Below are 18,417 nucleotides of genomic sequence, written 5' to 3' on the forward strand. Positions count from 1 at the left end.
ATTTTATAGATTTATTGAAAAAACTTCAAGACGTTGTTAAAAAATTTGAAATGAGTGTTAAAGCCTGTATAATAAAAACATGAAATTTATTGATTTCTTAGTAAGAATAAGAAATGTTTTATATGTTAATAGAATTACATCCTATCTTTTTAGTTTTTTTATGAGGTTGGTATTATTTGGCTCAATCGTATCTATAATGGTGTTTAAAGGGGCAAAATTTTTTGATTATGCTATTATAAAGCATTTTTTTACAAATATCGAGATAGTTGTTGTTTCAATTATTATCGCTGAGTTTGTCGCAAATTATGCTACTTTTTTTGCGGTTTTGATTAAAGATAAAAGTTTTAGCTACAAAGCGGTATTAAATCAAACTATCAATTCGCTATTTTTAGCTAACATCGTTGCTATGATACCTTTTTTCTTATTGCCTTATCCATATACTTTGCTTGTTGTGCTTGCAAGGTTGTTACAGTTTGGTCGTTTTAGTAAAAAAATTATGGAGCTGGTGGATGTTATTAAAAAAAGCTTTTATGAGCTAACATGGTTTTTTGCAATTTTTGCATTTTTTTTGTTTGTTTCTTCAATTTCCATTTATCTTGCGGAAAGCCCATACAACCCTCAGTTTAGATCTATATTTAATGCATTTTGGTGGTCTATTGTAACTGCTACTACAGTAGGTTATGGCGATATAGTTCCAATTACTACAGCAGGTAAATTAATTGCTGCGTTTTTGATGATATTCGGCATTGTTAGCATTGCAATGCTAACAAGTATTATAACTTCTGCGTTTACACGCAAGATTATAGAATCAAAATTAAACAAGGAGGAGGTAATGCAAAAAAAGATAGATTCATTATTAAATCACTACATTATTTGTGGATTTGGGAAAATTACGAGTTTGGTTGCACAACAATTAAAAATGAACAATATCGATTTTGTTATTATTGAAAAAGACAAAGATAAAGTGCAGGAGGCGATATCGCAAGGATATTTAACAATAAATGCCGATGCTGCTAGCGAAAAATCTTTGATGCAAGCAGGTATAATGCGTGCAAAAGGTATTGCAATTTTAACAAACTCTGATGCTGAAAATTTATATATTTTAATGAGTGTAAAAGAACTCAATCAAAGTATTTTTTCAATAGCGCGCGTAAACGCAAGAGAAAATGAAGAAGAATCAATTAAGAGATTTAAAAGGCTTGATGCTACAACCATATCGCCCTACCATACATCAGCTACAAGGGTTGCAAGAATGATTTTAGCACCTAATGCTGCTGATGCGCTATTTAGTATTGCAGGCGCTAAAGAAGCTATAGAAATTGATGAAGTTAGAATACCAAAAAACAGCCCCTACAATGGAAAAATGATAAAGCAAACAAACATAAGGCCATTTTACAATTTAATGATTATAGCCTTAGTAAAGGAAGTTTTGAATAAAAACGAACAAAAAATAGAAAAAACATTAAAATTTAACCCAAGCGGTGATGATATAATAAGTTCAGATACTATATTAATTTGTGTGGGGCTAACTCAAGATTTACAAAGGTTCAAAAAAGATTTAGGGTCAAGCTGACCCTAAATCTTAGTAGCCTTTGTGAGCAGCAGGATTTGGTATTGCTCTTTGTGCAGGTATTGTTCCAGCTGGTGTGTGTGTTGTGGGGAGAGCCGGTGTTGCTGCATGGTAGTTGGCATTTCTGTGAATTAGCCTGTGGTTTACGTGTTTATAAACTTTGTGTTTATAATCTGTGTGATGATAAACTTTGTGGTGGTAGGGATGATGGATCTTTGATGGTCTATAGGGCGCTTGTGCAAATGCATTTACAGACAAAGCTAGCAAAAGTGTACCTGCTAAAAGGAATTTTTTTAGCATGTCAAACCTCCTTTTTCACATTTTTTACCAGTTTAACCAATTGTAGTGAAATTAAGGTCAATTTTTATATCTATTTGAATTTTGAAATTTTTTTTGTTATTATAAAAACAAATAGAAACGGAGGGTAAACAATGAAATTTATAAAGTGGCTTGATGAAGTATCAATGAGCGATGTTGGTTTAGTTGGTGGCAAAAACGCATCTTTGGGCGAAATGTTAAAAGAATTAAAAAGCGAAGGAATTAACGTTCCTTATGGTTTTGCTCTAACAGCACAATCTTACTGGTATCTTTTGGAAAGTTCTCATATAAAAGAAAAAATTGAATCCACATTGGCATCTCTCAACACACATGATATAAATGATTTACAGGCAAAATGCGCCGCTGCAAGACAAATGATAGAACAGGCAGACCTGCCGCAAGACTTATTACAAGAAATAAAAGAAGCTTATATAAAATTATCCAGCATGTATTCTGCACAAAACACAGATGTTGCGGTGCGTTCTTCTGCTACAGCAGAAGATTTGCCAGATGCTTCATTTGCTGGTCAGCAGGATACTTACCTTAATGTCAAAGGCATAGATAATGTTATAAAATATGTTAAAAAATGCTACGCCTCAATTTTTACAGATAGAGCTACATCCTACAGGCACGATAAAGGTTTTAATCATTTTGATATTGGTTTGTCAGTGACAGTTCAAAAAATGGCTCGTTCAGATAAAGCGGCAAGCGGTGTAATGTTTAGTATTGATACAGAAAGTGGTTTTGATAAAGTAGTGGTAATCAATGCAAGTTATGGGCTTGGTGAGCTTATCGTTGCTGGTAAAGTAAACCCTGATGAGTTTGTGATTTTTAAGCCTACACTTGAAAAGGGTTACAAATCAATTATAAAAAAGAACTTAGGCTCAAAGCTGATCAAAGCTATTTATGATGAAAACGGTGGAATTAAAGAGGTTGAAACAAGCACTCAAGAAAGAATCAATTATGCACTAAGCGATGAAGATGTTTTAACGCTGGCTAAATGGGCTATAAAAATTGAAAATCATTATACAAAAAAGCGTAACATTTACTCGCCAATGGATATAGAATGGGCAAAAGACGGTGAGCTTAATCAATTATTTGTTGTTCAGGCAAGGCCAGAAACCGTGCATTCTCAAAAAAATCTAAGCATTATGGAAACTTACAAATTGAAAGAAAAAGGCGAGATTATTACAAAAGGTGTTGCAGTGGGTAGCAAGATTGCAAGTGGCAAGTCGCATGTTTTGCTTGATTCAAGTAAAATTTCCGAATTTAAAGAAGGCGAAGTTCTTGTAACTGATATGACAGATCCTGATTGGGAACCCATTATGAAAAAAGCCAAAGCAATAGTTACAAACCGTGGTGGTAGGACATGTCACGCTGCCATTATTTCAAGGGAATTGGGAGTGCCCGCCATTGTAGGTTGTGGCAATGCCACGAATGCTATTAAGACTGCACAAGAAATAACAATTTCTTGTGCAGAAGGCGACGAAGGCTATGTTTACAAAGGAAAATTAGATTTTGAAGTTGAAACGCTTGATTTATCATCGCTTAAAAGGCCAAAAACGCAAATTAAACTGAATTTAGGAAACCCGGCGCTTGCTCTATCTAGCGCTAATATCCCAAACGATGGTATCGGTCTTGCAAGAATGGAGTTTATAATTAGCTCGTTTATACAGGTACACCCGTTGGCACTTATTCACTTTGATAGGCTAGAAGATAGCCAAGTAAAAAAACGTATACAAGAGCTAACACTAAGTTATGATTACAAGCCGCAGTATTTTATAGATAAATTAGCTCAAGGTGTGTCTTTGTTGGCTGCGAGCGTTTATCCAAAACCAATACTAGTCAGGATGAGCGATTTTAAGACTAATGAGTATGCAAACTTAATAGGCGGTTCTCAATTTGAACCAGAAGAAGAAAATCCTATGATTGGGTGGCGTGGTGCATCTAGATACTACTCAGACAATTACAAAGAAGGCTTTGCGCTGGAGTGTCTGGCAATGAAAAAAGTCAGAAACGAGTTTGGACTTACCAATATTCAGCTTATGATACCTTTTTGTAGAACGCCCGAAGAAGGAAAAAACGTTATTGCTGAAATGAAAAAAAACGGTCTCGTTCAAGGCGAAAATGGTCTTGAAATCTATGTTATGGCAGAAATTCCTAGCAATGTAATATGTGCTGATGAATATGCTCAGATTTTTGATGGATTCTCAATTGGCTCAAACGATTTAACACAACTTACTCTGGGAATTGATAGAGACTCGGGTCTTATCGCTCACCTTTTTGATGAAAGACATATTGCAGTAAAACGTATGATTTCGATGCTTATAAAAACTGCCCACAAATACAACAAAAGTGTAGGTATATGTGGCCAGGCACCAAGCGATTTTCCTGATTTTGCTGAATTTTTGGTAGGAGAAGGCATAGATTCTATGAGTCTAAACCCAGACAGCATAATGTCTACGACGCTAAAAGTTCTTGAAGTAGAAAAAAAGTTGGGTAGATAATATGTACGAAGATTCATATAGCTTGCTTAAAAACGCAACATTCGATTTTTTTGACTTATATATAGAAGATTCACTAAATAGAACTATAGAATCCAAAAATAGACAAATAGAAAACGTAAACTTTAGTACTGAAAAAGGTATTGGCATAAGAGCGGTAAAGGGCTTTTCTACGCTTTTTGCCTCCACCAACGACTTAAGTGAAAAAACGGTATTTGAGAAAACAAAATTTATTTGCGACATACAAAATCCCAAAAAAGGCGTAAATATTGTTGAAACGCCTCAAATGAGCATTTACTCATACAATGGCTATCCTGTCGATCTTGACAAATCAAAAGAGATAATTGATACAATAAATGATACTGCCTATAAAAATCCTAATATTGTGCAAGCAAGCATTACTTATTCGGATAAACTAAAGCAAATTGCTATAATTAATGAAAGTGGCAACTTAGTGCAGGAGAAACGTATTTATACTTTGCTTTATATTGAGTTAGTAGGAAAGCATGATGATATTTTGCAAACGGTGAGAAAGCCCCTTTCGGCTATGGGTGGTTTTGAATTTTTGGAAGGTATTAATTTTGAAAGATTAACGCAAGAAATGGTAGAAAAAGTAGAAGAATTAATTAAAAGCCCCCGTCTTGAACCTGCTGTAATGAGTGTAGTCTTGGATGCAAGTGCTGGTGGTACAATGATACATGAGGCTGTCGGTCACGGATTAGAAGCGGATTTAGTGTTTGAATCAATGAGTGTTTACAAAAATAAATTAGGCTCAAGAGTGGCAAATGAAAAAATCACTGTTGTAGATGATGCTTGCGTAGAAAAAGCAAGAGGCTCTTTTGTTTATGATGATGAAGGTACGCATGGTATGCGAAAAATGCTTATAAAAAATGGTATCCTAAATGATTATATGTTTGACAAAATGTATGCAAAAGCAAATAGTAGGCTTTCAAATGGCAGCGCCCGCAGACAATCTTACGCTTATGTCCCAATTCCTCGTATGTCCAACACATACATTTTGCCAGGAAACGACAGCAAAGAAGCAATTATAGATAGCATAGAATATGGATTGCTTGTCAAAAAAATGGGTGGGGGGCAAGTAAACCCTGTTACTGGAGATTTTGTTTTTGAAGTTTCAGAAGGTTATTTATTAGAAAAAGGCAAAATCAAGCATATGGTTAGGGGCGCCACACTTATAGGCAATGGTCCAAAAATTTTGCAAGATATTGATATGATAGGTGACGATTTTGGAAGTGAAGTAGGTACCTGCGGCAAGAGCTCACAAGGTGTGCCTGTTACAGACGGTGAGCCAACGCTTAGAATACCAAAAATTATGGTAGGGGGCTAACCAATTCATTATAAACTAAAAATTAGCTACGATGGTAGTTATTTTCATGGAATGCAAATACAAAAAAACAAATTTACAGTTCAACAAGAGGTAGAGTCGGCCCTTAAAAAATTATTTGATTTTAACGTGTCAATAAATTATGCAGGCAGAACTGATGCGGGTGTACATGCATTGGGGCAGGTAGTTGATTTTTATATTGATAAAACTTTAGATGTGCAGGTTATAAAAAAAGCGCTTAACGCTTTACTTAAACCAGAGGTTCGTGTATTAGGCGCTTATCGTGTGCCGGATGTTTTTCATTCGCGCTATAGTTGTATTTTTAGAGATTATGTGTATATTATAAACACTGCGGATGTGTGTATGCCATTTTTAAAAAATTACGTTTGGCATGTGCCAAAGCTTAATATATCTAGATTATTAGATGTTAAGGATTTATTTGTTGGTTATAGAAATTTTGTCTTCCTTTCAAAAGGTTCAAAAAATAAACAAACGTATCGTTTTGTTAAATATATAAGATTCAAACAAAAAGGATACTTTGCAATTTTTTTTATCAGAGGTCAAGCTTTTTTAAGAGGCATGGTAAGGCTTATAATAGGCGCTATTGTAGCTTACGCAAGAGGTATTATTTCTATAGAACAGATTGAAAATACTTTGACTGCCACTTATAGACAAAATTCTCTCAAAGCTCCAGCATGCGGATTATACTTTAAACGAGCAATTTATTAGAGGTGAGTAATGATTAGTAAAGAGGAATTAAAGAAACTAGAAAAATTAGCTAAGCTAAAATTTCAAGATAAAGAGATTGAAAAATTTAGTTCTCAATTAAATGATATATTAGAGTACATGAAAGAGATTGATGAATTGAATTTATCTAATATTGAACCTTTATCCAATCCACTTGGCAATGTAAATTTTTTTAGACAAGATAGAGTAGAAAAAAATTTTCAAGTAGAAGATATATTAAAAAATGCCCCAGATCGTGACAATAATTACTTTAAAGTTCCAAAAGTTATCTAATGGAGAAAATTTATGATAGAAAAAACTTTGCATGAACTTATAGAACTGATCAAAAAACGGGACATTTCAGCAAAAGAGATTTATAAAGAGCAAATTAAGGTTATTAAAGAGAAAAATCCAGATCTTAACGCCTATATTAGTTTAATCGAAGATGTTCAATCAGAAGAATCTGGCAGTTTGTTTGGTTTGCCTATTGCTATAAAAGATAATATTATGATTAAAGGGCATAAAACTACATGCGGTTCAAAAATGCTTTCAAATTTTGAAAGTATATATAATGCCACCGTAATTGAAAAACTTGAAAAAGCAAGTGCTAGTTTTATAGGCAAAACGAATATGGATGAGTTTGCAATGGGTTCGTCTTGTGAGACTTCTTGCTTTGGCCCTACCAAAAATCCATGGAATAAAAGCCGTGTCAGTGGTGGTTCAAGCGGTGGCTCAGCAGCAGCCGTTGCTTCTGGGTTAGCCATTGCTGCATTGGGTTCTGATACGGGAGGTTCTATCAGGCAACCTGCTTCTTTTTGCGGCGTTGTGGGCTTAAAACCTACATATGGACGTGTTTCTCGCTATGGACTTGTAGCGTTTGCCTCTAGCTTGGATCAGATCGGACCTATTACGCGCGATGTAAAAGATGCAAGCTTACTTATGAATATCATTTCAGGATTTGACCCAAAAGATTCTACGTCGGTAAATATTGAAGTTCCTAATTATTTAGAATCTTTAACTGAAGACTTAAAGGGTATAAAAATAGGAGTTTATGAGGCAGCTTTAGACTCTGTCTCAAAAGAAATAGCGCTTTCCATCGAAAACGCTATTCAAACATATAAAAAACTGGGTGCAGAGATTAAAAAAATTGATTTGCCCCATATCAAGTATTCTATCTCAGATTATTATATTTTAGCATGCGCCGAAGCTTCAAGTAATCTGGCACGCTTTGATGGTGTCAAATATGGATATAGAAGTAATGATGAATCTATTGAAGAAATGTATGTAAATACAAGAAGTGAAGGTTTTGGTGCTGAGGTAAAGCGTCGAATAATGCTTGGTACTTACGTGCTCTCAAGTGGATATTACGATGCTTATTATGTACGCTCACTGCGCCTTCGCCATCTGATAAAAATGGATTTTGATAAAGCATTTGAACAAGTTGATGCAATAATATTGCCAACAACGCCCACTGATGCGTTTAAAATTGGAGCAGTTACTAAACCTCTTGAAATGTATCTTTCTGATACTTTTACTATACCTGCAAATTTAGCGGGATTGCCCGCAATTAGTATACCGTGTGGTATAAGTAGCAATAATTTGCCTTTGGGTTTGCAAATCTTGTCAAATACTTTTAAAGAGGATATATTACTAAAAGTTGCATATGCATTTGAGCAACAGCATGATTATTATAAAAAAATACCTATCCTGGAGTAAAAAATGAAAGATGTTTGGGTAAAAGTTGACCTTGTAAGTGGTGAGAGCTATATTGGAACGATTGAAAATCTTGAAAGTGACGATCTGCTATCTTTTTTAGATGAGCAAAGCTACTGGGGTATTAAATTAGAAAATGTAAATACATACAAAGAGGTTGATGGTCAAGTCATAATAAAGCCTCTTGATGCGAAAGATTCGATGTTTGATGGTCGTCTCATAATAATGAGCCCAGAGCACATTATTACAATTAAGTTTCTTAAAAATGAAAGTGGAATTTTGAATAAATTTAACATTAAAAAACTCAAAATAAAAAAAAATAAACGAAATGTTGTACCATTTAAATTACTAAAAAAGGAGAATAAATGAAACTGACTACAAATGAAATTGTTAAAGCTCTTGAAAATGTATATGATCCAGAATTGGGTTTAGATGTTGTATCACTAGGATTTTTATATAATATTAGCATAGACGAAGATAATGTTGTTGTTGTTACAATAACATTGACAGTGCCGGGCTGTCCACTGCATATACCTATTACCGAAGATATAAGGGAAAAAATCATGGAACTTGGCGCAAAAGAGGTGTTTGTAGATGTTGTCTGGGACCCACCCTGGAATCCTTCCATGATGAGCCAAGAGGCTAGAAAGCGACTTTTGGGTGAGTAATGAGTATAGGATGTGCTATAATTACTTACAACGAAGAAGACTCTATTGAAAGAGCACTTAAAAGCGTTGATTTTTGTGACGAGATAGTTATAGTCGATTCATACAGCACAGATAATACTGTAAGTATAGCAAAAAAATATACAGATAAAGTATATTTTAACAAATTTGTAAATTACGGCGAACAAAAGAATTTTGCTATAGAAAAACTTTCAACCGACTGGATATTGAGTATTGACGCAGATGAAGTCGTTGACCCCTCTTTAAAAGCAGAAATTCTAAAAGCTATAAAAAATACAAAATTTGATAGTTACTATATAAAAATTCAGCTTGTATTTTTAAATAAAGCTCTTAAGTTTGGTGGTGCACAAAACTGGCATTTGAGGCTTTTTAGAAAAGGTCTAAAGTTTAGCAATTCCATAGTGCACGAAAAGGTTATGTCAAAAAACGCTTCGCGCTTAAATGGTAAGATTTTACACTATAGTTATAAAGATTTAAGTCATTACATTGAAAAACTAAACAAATATACATCTATTTCCGCTACTTTAAATTTAAAAAAAAACTACAATGTGCACCCAATTATACGTTTTAATTTAGAGCTTTTTAAAAGATTTATTATTAGAGGTGCCTTTCTGGATGGTTACGAAGGTGTTTTGTATGCACTTCTATCAAGTTTTTATCAACTTGTTAAATATGCTAAAGTAAAAGAGCTAAATTAGTGTTTTTGATAATTTTGCTTTGTTTTGTAATTATTATTTTTTTACTCAGGTACAATTTTTTTCGTTTACCCAAAAAAGGCATTATTATCTTACTATACCATAGTGTTTCTAGTCAAAAATCTAATACAAGCTTAGATAAGTTTAATATTTCATTAGAGAAGTTTGAAAAACAGATTAAATTTTTAAAAAAGCTTGGATATTCAGCAATAAAAGCTAGCGAAACAGAACATATCTTGCAAAATAAACTTTATAATAAAAAAAAGTTTATTCTGGTAACATTTGATGATGGCTACAAAAATAACTTAGAAGCTGCAAAGATTTTAAATAAACATGGTTTTAGTGCCCTTTTTTTTATATCAAGTGCCTATATTGGTAAAACGCTTGATAATATGCCAATGCTCGATGAAAATGATATTAAATTATTAATTGAATTAGGTATGGAAATTGGCTCTCATTCTCATTTTCACTTAAAACTTTCTGAATTATCTAAAAATGACATTTTAGAAAATGTGACTCGATCAAAAGAAATATTATCTCAATTTACAAATGTAGAAGATTTTGCATATCCTTTTGGTAATTATAGTGATGAAGTAATTGACGTTTTAAAAAAAATTGGTTTTAAGCGTGCTTATATTATTGGTCAATCTGTCAACAATTGTAAGTACAATCCTTACATACTCAAAAGGTCAATCATACGCAAATCCACTAATTATTTAGATTTATACTTAATATTAACACGTGGCCGTTCTAGAATATAAATTTAATTAATTTTTTCACTTGACATTTATATAAATTTAATATATTTTATATTTAAAGAATTTTTTTTGGGAGGTTTTATATGGCTGATGGGAAAATGTCTAACCCAGGTGCAGTTGGGTTGGGTGGATTTGCTTTAACTACGTTTGTTCTAAATTTAGCTAATGCTGGTTTGGTTCCGGCAGCGTTGTTTGCTGTGCTTCCTTTAGGTTTGTTCTATGGTGGTTTGACGCAGTTTATTGCTGGTTTTTTTGAGTTCAAAACAGGCAATACATTTGGCATGACAGCTTTTACTAGTTATGGAGCATTCTGGATTGCACTTGCTTTTTTAATCTATATGGGGCCAATCTGGCATTGGATTCCTGATGCAGCTTTTGGTGCAGCCTTAGGTGTTACGCTTGTTGCATGGACTATCTTTACTGCATTTATGACTGCGTTGGTATTTAATACTAAACACACTACCGTTATAACGATTTTTGTTTTATTGCTAATTTTGTTCATCTTGCTTGATATTGGCCACTATACAGGAAGCCAAGCAATAACTACCTTTGCTGGTTATGAAGGAATCATTACAGCTTTGGCTGCGTGGTATGGTATGTATGAGGCTATTAAGGCTCAATTTGATTTAACCACATAATTAATTAGATTTTGCTTGATTAAAATAGCAAGAAGTTGTATAATACTTCTTGCTATTTAGTTTAGGAGGTATTTGTAAAGATGGAAATGTCAGAAAAAATAAAAGTTCAAAGAAAAAAGAAAGGCTTAACCCTCAAAGCTTTAGCAGAAAAAGTGGGTTGTACAGATGCTTATATTTCTCAAATAGAAACCGGTAAGGCTATGCCTTCTATTAGTATTTTAAAAAAATTAGCTGAAAGTTTAGATATAGAGGTAAAAGACTTACTTAGCGATGAAAAGCAACAGGATAAAATATTTTTAACCAAAAATGAGCGTACACAAATCATATATCCTGGTAGCCACGTAAAGGCAGAATTGTTGGTATCAAAAATCTCTAACAAAATGATGGAGCCTTTGTATAAAATAATTCCAGTCGGTTGTGATTCTCAAGGCGAGCACAGACATAATGGTGAAGAATTTGGTTACATTTTAAAAGGTAAACTTGAGTTGAGGATTGGCAGTCAAAGTACTGTTTTGGAAGCCGGCGATAGTTTTTATTTTTCATCCCTTTTGCCGCATTATTATAAGAATATAGGTGATGTGGACGTAGAAACTATATGGGTTGTTGCGCCACCTGTGCTTTAGTATACATGTGCAGGTATTTGTTATCCTTGCTTATTGAATTTGTGAAGTTGAATTTTTTTAAAGAGGGTGGAGGATTCGTCCATATAAGAAGCTTGCCATATTCTTTTGATAATAATTTATAAATTTTTGATTCGATTTTACTATCTATCTTCAATCCACGTAGTGTGGCTATGCTAAAAGTATCTTGAGTTTTCATACTTAATATATCTATATTTAAAATTCTTGCTTTAATTGATAATTTCATGCATGTATCTCTTAAAAATGCGCATTTTTTAGCATTTGTTTCAACCATTGTTATGCGCAGGCCTGCGCATAAAATGCCTATTATAATCGATGGAAAACCATTACCAGAACCTATGTCTAAAAGCTCACCTATTGGATTTTGAATAATCTCAAAAAATAATAGACTGTCCTGTATATGCTTTATTATATCAAGTTTTTTGGATGTTAAATTTATTGACGCATTCCACTTTTTGAGATTTTCTATATATAAGATTAATTTTTCAAACGTGTCATTTGTGTATAAATCTGTTTTTTTTAGTAAATTTTCAAGCTGGTTTTGATTGTACATTTTTTTTGTGTAAAAATATACTAATTATTTGTATTGCTACAGGTGTCATTCCTGGTATTCTCATTGCTTGACCAAGTGTTTTTGGCATAACTTCTTTTAATCTTATTTTGATTTCTGCTGAAAGTCCAGCTACGCTATCGTAGTTAAAATCATCAGGTATAATAATATTTTCAAGTTTTTTGAATTTTTCTATTTGTTGTTTTTGTAAATTAATGTAGCCTTCGTATTTAATCTCTATTTCTAATTGTTGTATTTCAATTTCATTTAGTATTGGTAAATCAGCAAGTATAGCTTGTAATTTTTTGTAATTCACTTCTGGCCTTGCAAGCAATTTAGATAAATTGACTTTAGTTTTTATTGGCTGGGTTTCAATCGATGAAAGTTTTTTGTTAAATTCTATAGTTGGCATTACAAACGTTTTTTTCAAACGATTGATTGTTTCATTCATTTTTTGTATATATTCCGAAAGTTCTTCATAATGTACTTTATCCAGTAAACCATATTTGTATGATTTTTCTGCTAAACGTAAATGTGTATTGTCTTCTCTTAATAGTAATCTGTATTCAGCTCTTGATGTAAATATTCGATAAGGTTCTTTAACACCTTTTGTTACAAGATCATCTATCATCACGCCACTATAAGCTTCATCCCTACCGAGTACAAAAGGTTTTTTTTCAAGTAAATACATAGCGGCATTTATACCTGCTACCATACCTTGTGATGCTGCTTCTTCATAGCCACTTGTGCCGTTAATTTGACCAGCTAAAAATAATCCTCTAATCTTTTTTGTCTCTAGCGTATGCTTTAGTTGAATAGGATTTACAAAATCATACTCTATTGCATAACCAGGTCTTATAATTTCTACATTTTCCAGCCCTTTTATTGTTCTTAGATACTTTACCTGTACTTCGTAATCCAGTGAAGTATTCAGACCATCAGCGTAAATTTCATTTGAGCCCGCATCTTGTGGTTCTAAAAATATTTGATGTCTTTCTCTATCTGGAAATTTTACTACTTTATCTTCAATTGATGGACAATACCTTGTGCCTATGCCATGGATCATGCCGCTGTAGAGCGGAGATTTGTCCAAATTTTCTCTAATTGCTTCATGCGTTTTTTCGTTTGTGTATGTCAGATAGCATGGATAATTTGAAGGATTAAAGTTTTTGGTTTTAAATGAAAATGGCATAGGCTCATTGTCTCCCATTTGTGGTTCTAATGCATCAAAATCAATTGTTCGAGCGTCTAGCCTTGGTGTTGTACCAGTTTTTAGCCTGCCAATCATAAGACCAGCTTTTGCCAAACTCTCTGATAGTTTATCAGCGGGTGGCTCCCATGCCCTACCAGCGTGAAATTCATTCAAACCGATAAATATTTTGCCTTTTAAGAATGTTCCGCTAGCTATAACAATTGCACTGCATTCAAATTCATTGCCTATGTTCGTCACAACGCCTCTTACTTTGTCGTCTTCTATAATAATTTCATCTACGGTTGCTTGTTTAACTTCTAAATTTTTTTGATGCTCAAGTGTGTGTTTCATTCTCAATCTGTATGCAGGCATGTCTGCTTGTGCTCTTGATGACCATACCGCTGGACCTTTACTTTTATTTAATAATTTAAATTGTAATCCTGTTTCATCTATATTTCTAGCCATCTCTCCGCCAAAAATATCCACTTCTTTTACTAAATGTCCTTTTGCTAGTCCGCCAACGGCTGGGTTGCAGCTCATCGCCCCAATACTCTCAACAGAAATAGTAATAAGTAGCGTACTTAAATTTAGTCTTGCACAAATGAGTGCTGCTTCGCAGCCTGCATGACCTCCGCCAATTACTATACAGTCATATTTTTTCGGATAAATATACATTGCTTACCCCTAATGTTCCACGTGGAACATTTTTTTACTTTCCAACACAGAAATTTTTAAATACGTTATCTAAAATATCTTCGTTTTCTATTTTACCAATAATTTGCTCAATAAAATCTGCTAAAATTTGTAAGTCAATGCTTATCAAAGAAGGATCTAAAAAATTTCTGTATGCTTTTTTTAACTTTTTGGTTTGACTTAGAGCAGATTTTAGCGCAAACGTTTGACTTGCGTTTAATGATACTATTTCTTCTTCGCTGTAGTTTTCTAACAGGATATTGTAAAGTTTATTTTTTAATTCGTCAAGGCCTGTTTTTTTTAGACAGGAAATTTCAACTGTGTCGAATTTGAAAGGATAATTTGAACGTTTTGGTAAATCAGATTTATTTAAGACTACAATGACATTCTTTTTGTTATGAATGTAATCAATTATGACATTATCTTCTATATTAAATTCACTACTTGTATCAAAAACAGCAATTAATAAATCAGCGTTTTTGATTGCATCCTTAGATTTTTCAATGCCTAAAAATTCGATTTTGTTTGAATGCTGTCTTATACCAGCCGTATCTAAGATAGTTAAGGCAATTCCATTTAAATTTATGTATTGAGAAACGATATCCGTGGTTGTTCCAGGAATTTCTGTAACAATAGCTCTTTCTTCACCAACCAGCATATTCAACAAGCTTGATTTTCCAACATTGGGCTTGCCAATGATAGCTACACTTGCACCCTCAAAAAAAAATTTGCCCTTTGTTGCATATTCCAACAGTTTGTTAATAAGCTGTTCGATATTATTAAGTATAGAAAGCTTTTTCCCAAGTTCTATATGACTTAATTCTTCATCAGGATGATCTATAATAACTTCATTTTCAGCCATTAAAAATAATATTTTTTCTCTTAGCTTTTCAATAATGGTAGTATTTTGTTTTAAAAGTTGCCTAAAGGCAATATCAAGCGCTTTTTGTGTTTTTGCTTTAATTAAATTTACAACAGCATTCGCCTGAACCAAATCAATTTTATTATTTAAAAAAGCACGTTTGGTAAATTCACCGGGTTGTGCGAGTCTTGCCCCGTTTTGTAAAACCAGCTCAAGAGTATTTTTCATAATAAGTAGACCACCATGGCAGTTAATTTCAAAAGAATCTTGTCCTGTGTAGGAAAAAGGAGCTTTAAATACACTCACCAATACTTCATCAACTATCTTAGCGTTAGAATCTTTTATAAAACCATGATAAAAACGATTTGCTTCAAAATATTCCTGTTTTGAATAAAATATTTTTTTTAGAAGTTCTAAAGAGTTTTTTCCGCTTACCCTTATTATACCAATTGCTGACTCTATGTATCCTGTAGCGATTGCGGCAATAATGTCATCATCGTTCATTTTGCTTTTGCTTTTGCTTGAATTATTCTTGTATCAATAAGTTGTTGTATAATTGTAAATACATTGTTTGCAATCCAATACAGGACAAGTCCTGATGGAAAACCCATAAACATAATAGTAAATATGATTGGCAAAAATAACATTATTTTTGCCTGCATGGGATCGAGTGTAGAAGGAGAAAGTTTTTGCTGTATGAACATGGTAAGGCCCATTATTATTGGTGTAATGTAGTAGGGATCTTTGGCTGATAGGTCGGTTATCCAGAAAATAAATGGCGCATGTCTTAATTCAATAGCATTTAGTAAGACATTGTATAGAGCAATAAAGACGGGTATTTGAATAAGTATAGGCAGACAACCACCAAGCGGGTTAACCTTGTGTTTTTTGTATAATTCCATTGTTGATTTATTTAGCAATTCGGGCTTTCCTTTGTATTTCAATTGCAACTCTTTTAATTGTGGCTGAAGATTTGCCATTGCTTTCATAGATTTAAATGATTTGTACGTTAGAGGATAAAAAATTAATCTAATAAAAAATGTTAGCAAAATAATAGCAAGGCCGTAATTGCCAACGATAGAGTAAAGATATTTTAAAACATAAAGGAGCGGCTTTCCAATAAAGCCAAACGTTCCAAATCTAACTATTCGATCCAATTTGGGATCATATGCAGATATAATGGAACTAGATTTAGGACCCGCAAATGAGTAGATAGATGAGTTTGTGTTAAGGTTGACATAAATGTATTTATTAGAATCAATTTCTTTAAAACCGCCAGATAAAAGTGTATTATCGTATAACGCAACACAGAAATATTTGTCTTCAAGTGCTATCCAAGTCAATTTTTCAATTTGACCGATATCTTTATCTGTTTTAATTTTATCGTTAATTAATGCGACAGCGCCGACATGAGAATCTTTGCTGGATTTTCCAAAGTTTTCATTTAAAAGAAGTGAATATTTAGCATTTAAGGATTGATCGTTTTTATAAACGTTTGTTTCAAAGACTATACCATAATTTTTAAATACGTAACGCTTAATAATTTTTATATCACCCACCGCTTTTGTAAGCAAAACAATAGTTGCACCATTGTGTTTTTTAATATCAACATTATATTGGCCTTCTAAGGATTTTTTTTGTAGTGCAGAGTCTTCAAATTGGGTATAAAATAAACCAATTTTAGCATTTGGATCAGCGAGATTGATGTATTTATTGTCTTGTTTGTAGGTTTTCAGTAAAAGATTCTTGATTGTACCGTCTGTTAGTGATATGCTAACGTCTAAATCATTAGAATTGATATTTGCGGTCATATTTTTATTATTCTGAATATGTGTATTTTCAATTGAGCTTAGATTTGGTACTAACTTAGTGGTTTGGTTTACAGATTTTATAGAAATGTTTTCAGGTTTTGGCATAAAAAAGTAGTCATAAAACACAATAATGAGTACTGTTAGTAAAACGGCTATCAAGATTCTTTTTTCGTTTTCTTGCATAATTTATTCCTCTTAAATAATGGTTTTGGTGGGTCAAACCCACCTTTGCTCCAGGGAGCGCACCTTAAAACTCTCCAAACAGACAACAAAAAACCTTCAAAGAAGCCAAATTTTTTTACAGCTTCGATGGAATAATTCGAACACGTCGGATAAAATCTACAGCTGTTTGGGAAGATAGGTGATATAAATAGCTGATAAAATCTAACTGCCTTAATAAAAAAAACACTAAGAATTTTGTTTACTGTCTTCATATGTGTAGAACTTATAAAGCAACTTATGAAAAGTATCCAATAACATCTGAAAGTTACTATTTATAATAGGTTTTCGTGCAACTAATATAATGCTTGTCCCAGGTAGTATAAATTCTTTCGATAATCTAAGAATTTCTCTCATACGACGTTTTGCTTTATTTCTATCTATAGCATTACCTATTTTTTTGCTGGCAACAACCGCTACTCTTTTTTTTAAATCTTTATCTTTCTTTAAAAAAATAACAAAAAAATTACAAACATATTTATGCGACTTGTTGTATAGATATATAAATTCTCCATGCTTATTTATATGCTCAAAATCAAATTTTAAATTGCCAATCGCTTTCTACCCTTTGCCCTTCTTCTTGACAAAACTTGTCTACCATTTGCAGTTTTCATTCTTACTCTAAAGCCATGGGTTCTTTTTTTTGGCGTATTATGTGGTTGAAATGTCCTTTTCATGTAACCTCCTACAAATCCAGCTGCCATTATAAACAATAAAGACATAAAAATCAAATATTAGTTTTTGACAAAGTGTTGTCAATATGCTAAATATCGTTTTATGTTGTCAGTATCGCAAAATTTTATAAGCTTGCGTGAAAAAAGTTAAAATTTAAAGGTAAAAAAAATGTCAAAAAGTATGTCAATTATTAATGACAATTGTCAAAAACTTTTATGATAAGCTGGGTCAATTTGCTTGATGCAATAGGCACAATGGCATTTGCAGCCTCTGGTGCGCTTGCTGGAGTCAAAAAGCAAATGGATTTATTTGGTGTAATTGTACTAGGTCTTGTAACAGCAATTGGTGGTGGTATAGTCAGAGATGTGATTTTAAATAGCCTGCCACCATACGTGTTTGTGCATAATCTAGATATAATAATAGCTATTTTAACATCCATAATTGTATTCATTGCTCCAAAAAGTATTGAAAAAAGACGAATATTTTTTTATTTTGATGCGCTAGGCCTTGGTGTATTTAGTGCAATTGGTGTATCTAAAGCGATAGACTATCATATGAGTTTTATTGGTTCTATAATATTAGGTACAATAACAGCAGTATTTGGTGGCATGATAAGGGATGTATTGCAAGCAGAAATTCCTTTGGTATTAAGAAAAGAAATATATGCTTCAGCATGCATTATTGGCACATCACTTTTTTATGTTTTGCATCTGTTAAAACTCAATGTATCCATTAATTTATTTTTGTGCACAATTATAATATTTACGCTTAGAATAATTGCTTTTTCAAAAAATTGGCAATTACCACGAAAGATGTTGTAG

At 32.9% G+C, this 18,417-nt stretch carries 21 protein-coding genes; 13 read left to right on the forward strand and 8 right to left on the reverse strand.

The annotated features are described in order from the left end of the window. Positions 1 to 79: 79 nt before the first annotated feature. Complete coding sequence (locus ACP5FO_RS00245) at positions 80 to 1,573, forward strand: NAD-binding protein (RefSeq protein WP_428105632.1); 1,494 nt, start codon at positions 80 to 82, stop codon at positions 1,571 to 1,573. 9 nt (positions 1,574 to 1,582) lie between these two features. Here ACP5FO_RS00245 and ACP5FO_RS00250 read toward each other — a convergent pair whose 3' ends face one another. Continuing rightward, the gene (locus ACP5FO_RS00250) at positions 1,583 to 1,870 is read right to left on the reverse strand and encodes a hypothetical protein (protein ID WP_428105629.1); all 288 of its coding nucleotides are present in this window, start codon (positions 1,868 to 1,870) and stop codon (positions 1,583 to 1,585) included. Positions 1,871 to 2,001: 131 nt separating this feature from the next. On the opposite strand from ACP5FO_RS00250, the gene ppsA reads away from it, so the two are divergent. The 11 genes from ppsA to ACP5FO_RS00305 all read left to right on the forward strand — a co-directional run bounded on the left by ppsA (position 2,002) and on the right by ACP5FO_RS00305 (position 11,576). Further along, positions 2,002 to 4,395: a phosphoenolpyruvate synthase gene (gene ppsA / locus ACP5FO_RS00255; protein ID WP_428156840.1), complete on the forward strand. Its 2,394-nt coding sequence runs from the start codon at positions 2,002 to 2,004 to the stop codon at positions 4,393 to 4,395. A 1-nt stretch (position 4,396) separates the two neighbouring features. Beyond that, positions 4,397 to 5,740, forward strand: a complete 1,344-nt coding sequence (locus ACP5FO_RS00260; RefSeq protein ID WP_428105625.1) for a TldD/PmbA family protein — start codon at positions 4,397 to 4,399, stop codon at positions 5,738 to 5,740. Between the two features lie 21 nt (positions 5,741 to 5,761). Further along, the gene (truA, locus tag ACP5FO_RS00265) at positions 5,762 to 6,466 is read left to right on the forward strand and encodes a tRNA pseudouridine(38-40) synthase TruA (protein WP_428156856.1); all 705 of its coding nucleotides are present in this window, start codon (positions 5,762 to 5,764) and stop codon (positions 6,464 to 6,466) included. Between the two features lie 9 nt (positions 6,467 to 6,475). Beyond that, a complete protein-coding gene (gene gatC, locus ACP5FO_RS00270; protein ID WP_428105623.1) occupies positions 6,476 to 6,757 on the forward strand; it encodes an Asp-tRNA(Asn)/Glu-tRNA(Gln) amidotransferase subunit GatC in 282 nt (93 codons plus the stop codon). 12 nt (positions 6,758 to 6,769) lie between these two features. After that, positions 6,770 to 8,179: an Asp-tRNA(Asn)/Glu-tRNA(Gln) amidotransferase subunit GatA gene (gene gatA, locus ACP5FO_RS00275; protein WP_428156841.1), complete on the forward strand. Its 1,410-nt coding sequence runs from the start codon at positions 6,770 to 6,772 to the stop codon at positions 8,177 to 8,179. Between the two features lie 3 nt (positions 8,180 to 8,182). After that, complete coding sequence (locus ACP5FO_RS00280; protein ID WP_428105619.1) at positions 8,183 to 8,545, forward strand: hypothetical protein; 363 nt, start codon at positions 8,183 to 8,185, stop codon at positions 8,543 to 8,545. Further along, on the forward strand, positions 8,542 to 8,844 hold the full coding sequence (locus tag ACP5FO_RS00285; RefSeq protein WP_428105617.1) for a metal-sulfur cluster assembly factor: 303 nt from the start codon (positions 8,542 to 8,544) through the stop codon (positions 8,842 to 8,844). Before ACP5FO_RS00280 ends, ACP5FO_RS00285 begins: the two co-directional genes overlap by 4 nt. Beyond that, positions 8,844 to 9,560 carry a glycosyltransferase family 2 protein gene (locus tag ACP5FO_RS00290; RefSeq protein ID WP_428105613.1) on the forward strand — a complete coding sequence of 239 codons (717 nt, stop codon included), beginning with the start codon at positions 8,844 to 8,846 and terminating at the stop codon, positions 9,558 to 9,560. The genes ACP5FO_RS00285 and ACP5FO_RS00290 overlap by 1 nt, the downstream gene beginning before the upstream one ends. Continuing rightward, positions 9,560 to 10,318 carry a polysaccharide deacetylase family protein gene (locus ACP5FO_RS00295; protein WP_428156842.1) on the forward strand — a complete coding sequence of 253 codons (759 nt, stop codon included), beginning with the start codon at positions 9,560 to 9,562 and terminating at the stop codon, positions 10,316 to 10,318. The genes ACP5FO_RS00290 and ACP5FO_RS00295 overlap by 1 nt, the downstream gene beginning before the upstream one ends. Positions 10,319 to 10,398: 80 nt before the next feature. Further along, complete coding sequence (locus ACP5FO_RS00300) at positions 10,399 to 10,953, forward strand: acetate uptake transporter (RefSeq protein ID WP_428156843.1); 555 nt, start codon at positions 10,399 to 10,401, stop codon at positions 10,951 to 10,953. A gap of 80 nt (positions 10,954 to 11,033) precedes the next feature. Continuing rightward, entirely contained in the window at positions 11,034 to 11,576 is a 543-nt protein-coding gene (locus ACP5FO_RS00305; RefSeq protein ID WP_428105606.1) for a helix-turn-helix domain-containing protein, read from the forward strand. Here the strand turns inward: ACP5FO_RS00305 and ACP5FO_RS00310 are convergent. From ACP5FO_RS00310 to rpmH, 7 genes are read right to left on the reverse strand one after another with little or no spacing between them, the layout of a single operon-like run. Then, entirely contained in the window at positions 11,545 to 12,147 is a 603-nt protein-coding gene (locus tag ACP5FO_RS00310) for a 16S rRNA (guanine(527)-N(7))-methyltransferase RsmG (RefSeq protein ID WP_428105603.1), read from the reverse strand. The genes ACP5FO_RS00305 and ACP5FO_RS00310 overlap by 32 nt on opposite strands. Beyond that, positions 12,125 to 14,011 (reverse strand): tRNA uridine-5-carboxymethylaminomethyl(34) synthesis enzyme MnmG, encoded by a 1,887-nt coding sequence (gene mnmG / locus ACP5FO_RS00315; RefSeq protein WP_428105601.1) that lies wholly within the window; start codon positions 14,009 to 14,011, stop codon positions 12,125 to 12,127. The genes ACP5FO_RS00310 and mnmG overlap by 23 nt, the downstream gene beginning before the upstream one ends. Before the next feature lie 34 nt (positions 14,012 to 14,045). Further along, entirely contained in the window at positions 14,046 to 15,395 is a 1,350-nt protein-coding gene (gene mnmE / locus ACP5FO_RS00320; protein WP_428156844.1) for a tRNA uridine-5-carboxymethylaminomethyl(34) synthesis GTPase MnmE, read from the reverse strand. After that, positions 15,392 to 16,885, reverse strand: coding sequence for a membrane protein insertase YidC (gene yidC, locus ACP5FO_RS00325; protein WP_428105596.1), 1,494 nt, complete (start codon positions 16,883 to 16,885; stop codon positions 15,392 to 15,394). Before yidC ends, mnmE begins: the two co-directional genes overlap by 4 nt. After that, positions 16,858 to 17,136 carry a membrane protein insertion efficiency factor YidD gene (yidD, locus tag ACP5FO_RS00330; RefSeq protein ID WP_428105592.1) on the reverse strand — a complete coding sequence of 93 codons (279 nt, stop codon included), beginning with the start codon at positions 17,134 to 17,136 and terminating at the stop codon, positions 16,858 to 16,860. Before yidD ends, yidC begins: the two co-directional genes overlap by 28 nt. After that, a complete protein-coding gene (gene rnpA, locus ACP5FO_RS00335) occupies positions 17,111 to 17,476 on the reverse strand; it encodes a ribonuclease P protein component (RefSeq protein ID WP_428156857.1) in 366 nt (121 codons plus the stop codon). The genes yidD and rnpA overlap by 26 nt, the downstream gene beginning before the upstream one ends. Beyond that, on the reverse strand, positions 17,464 to 17,598 hold the full coding sequence (rpmH, locus tag ACP5FO_RS00340; protein WP_428105737.1) for a 50S ribosomal protein L34: 135 nt from the start codon (positions 17,596 to 17,598) through the stop codon (positions 17,464 to 17,466). Before rpmH ends, rnpA begins: the two co-directional genes overlap by 13 nt. A 213-nt stretch (positions 17,599 to 17,811) precedes the next feature. Here rpmH and ACP5FO_RS00345 point away from each other — a divergent pair, with 213 nt between their 5' ends. After that, positions 17,812 to 18,417 (forward strand): trimeric intracellular cation channel family protein, encoded by a 606-nt coding sequence (locus ACP5FO_RS00345; protein WP_428105590.1) that lies wholly within the window; start codon positions 17,812 to 17,814, stop codon positions 18,415 to 18,417.

It is taken from the genome of Desulfurella sp., from assembly GCF_049977265.1.
Taxonomy (GTDB): Bacteria; Campylobacterota_A; Desulfurellia; order Desulfurellales; family Desulfurellaceae; genus Desulfurella.

Bases quoted from the DNA above. Each gene is read 5' to 3' on its own strand.
- ACP5FO_RS00345 (WP_428105590.1), top strand. From the start codon at position 17,812: ATGATAAGCTGGGTCAATTTGCTTGATGCAATAGGCACAATGGCATTT.
- ACP5FO_RS00285 (WP_428105617.1), top strand. From the start codon at position 8,542: ATGAAACTGACTACAAATGAAATTGTTAAAGCTCTTGAAAATGTATAT.
- ACP5FO_RS00310 (WP_428105603.1), bottom strand. From the start codon at position 12,147: ATGTACAATCAAAACCAGCTTGAAAATTTACTAAAAAAAACAGATTTA.
- ACP5FO_RS00245 (WP_428105632.1), top strand. From the start codon at position 80: ATGAAATTTATTGATTTCTTAGTAAGAATAAGAAATGTTTTATATGTT.
- ACP5FO_RS00290 (WP_428105613.1), top strand. From the start codon at position 8,844: ATGAGTATAGGATGTGCTATAATTACTTACAACGAAGAAGACTCTATT.
- ACP5FO_RS00300 (WP_428156843.1), top strand. From the start codon at position 10,399: ATGGCTGATGGGAAAATGTCTAACCCAGGTGCAGTTGGGTTGGGTGGA.
- ACP5FO_RS00250 (WP_428105629.1), bottom strand. From the start codon at position 1,870: ATGCTAAAAAAATTCCTTTTAGCAGGTACACTTTTGCTAGCTTTGTCT.
- ppsA (WP_428156840.1), top strand. From the start codon at position 2,002: ATGAAATTTATAAAGTGGCTTGATGAAGTATCAATGAGCGATGTTGGT.
- ACP5FO_RS00260 (WP_428105625.1), top strand. From the start codon at position 4,397: ATGTACGAAGATTCATATAGCTTGCTTAAAAACGCAACATTCGATTTT.
- yidD (WP_428105592.1), bottom strand. From the start codon at position 17,136: ATGAAGACAGTAAACAAAATTCTTAGTGTTTTTTTTATTAAGGCAGTT.
- ACP5FO_RS00305 (WP_428105606.1), top strand. From the start codon at position 11,034: ATGGAAATGTCAGAAAAAATAAAAGTTCAAAGAAAAAAGAAAGGCTTA.
- mnmE (WP_428156844.1), bottom strand. From the start codon at position 15,395: ATGAACGATGATGACATTATTGCCGCAATCGCTACAGGATACATAGAG.
- rpmH (WP_428105737.1), bottom strand. From the start codon at position 17,598: ATGAAAAGGACATTTCAACCACATAATACGCCAAAAAAAAGAACCCAT.
- gatC (WP_428105623.1), top strand. From the start codon at position 6,476: ATGATTAGTAAAGAGGAATTAAAGAAACTAGAAAAATTAGCTAAGCTA.
- ACP5FO_RS00280 (WP_428105619.1), top strand. From the start codon at position 8,183: ATGAAAGATGTTTGGGTAAAAGTTGACCTTGTAAGTGGTGAGAGCTAT.
- gatA (WP_428156841.1), top strand. From the start codon at position 6,770: ATGATAGAAAAAACTTTGCATGAACTTATAGAACTGATCAAAAAACGG.
- mnmG (WP_428105601.1), bottom strand. From the start codon at position 14,011: ATGTATATTTATCCGAAAAAATATGACTGTATAGTAATTGGCGGAGGT.
- yidC (WP_428105596.1), bottom strand. From the start codon at position 16,885: ATGCAAGAAAACGAAAAAAGAATCTTGATAGCCGTTTTACTAACAGTA.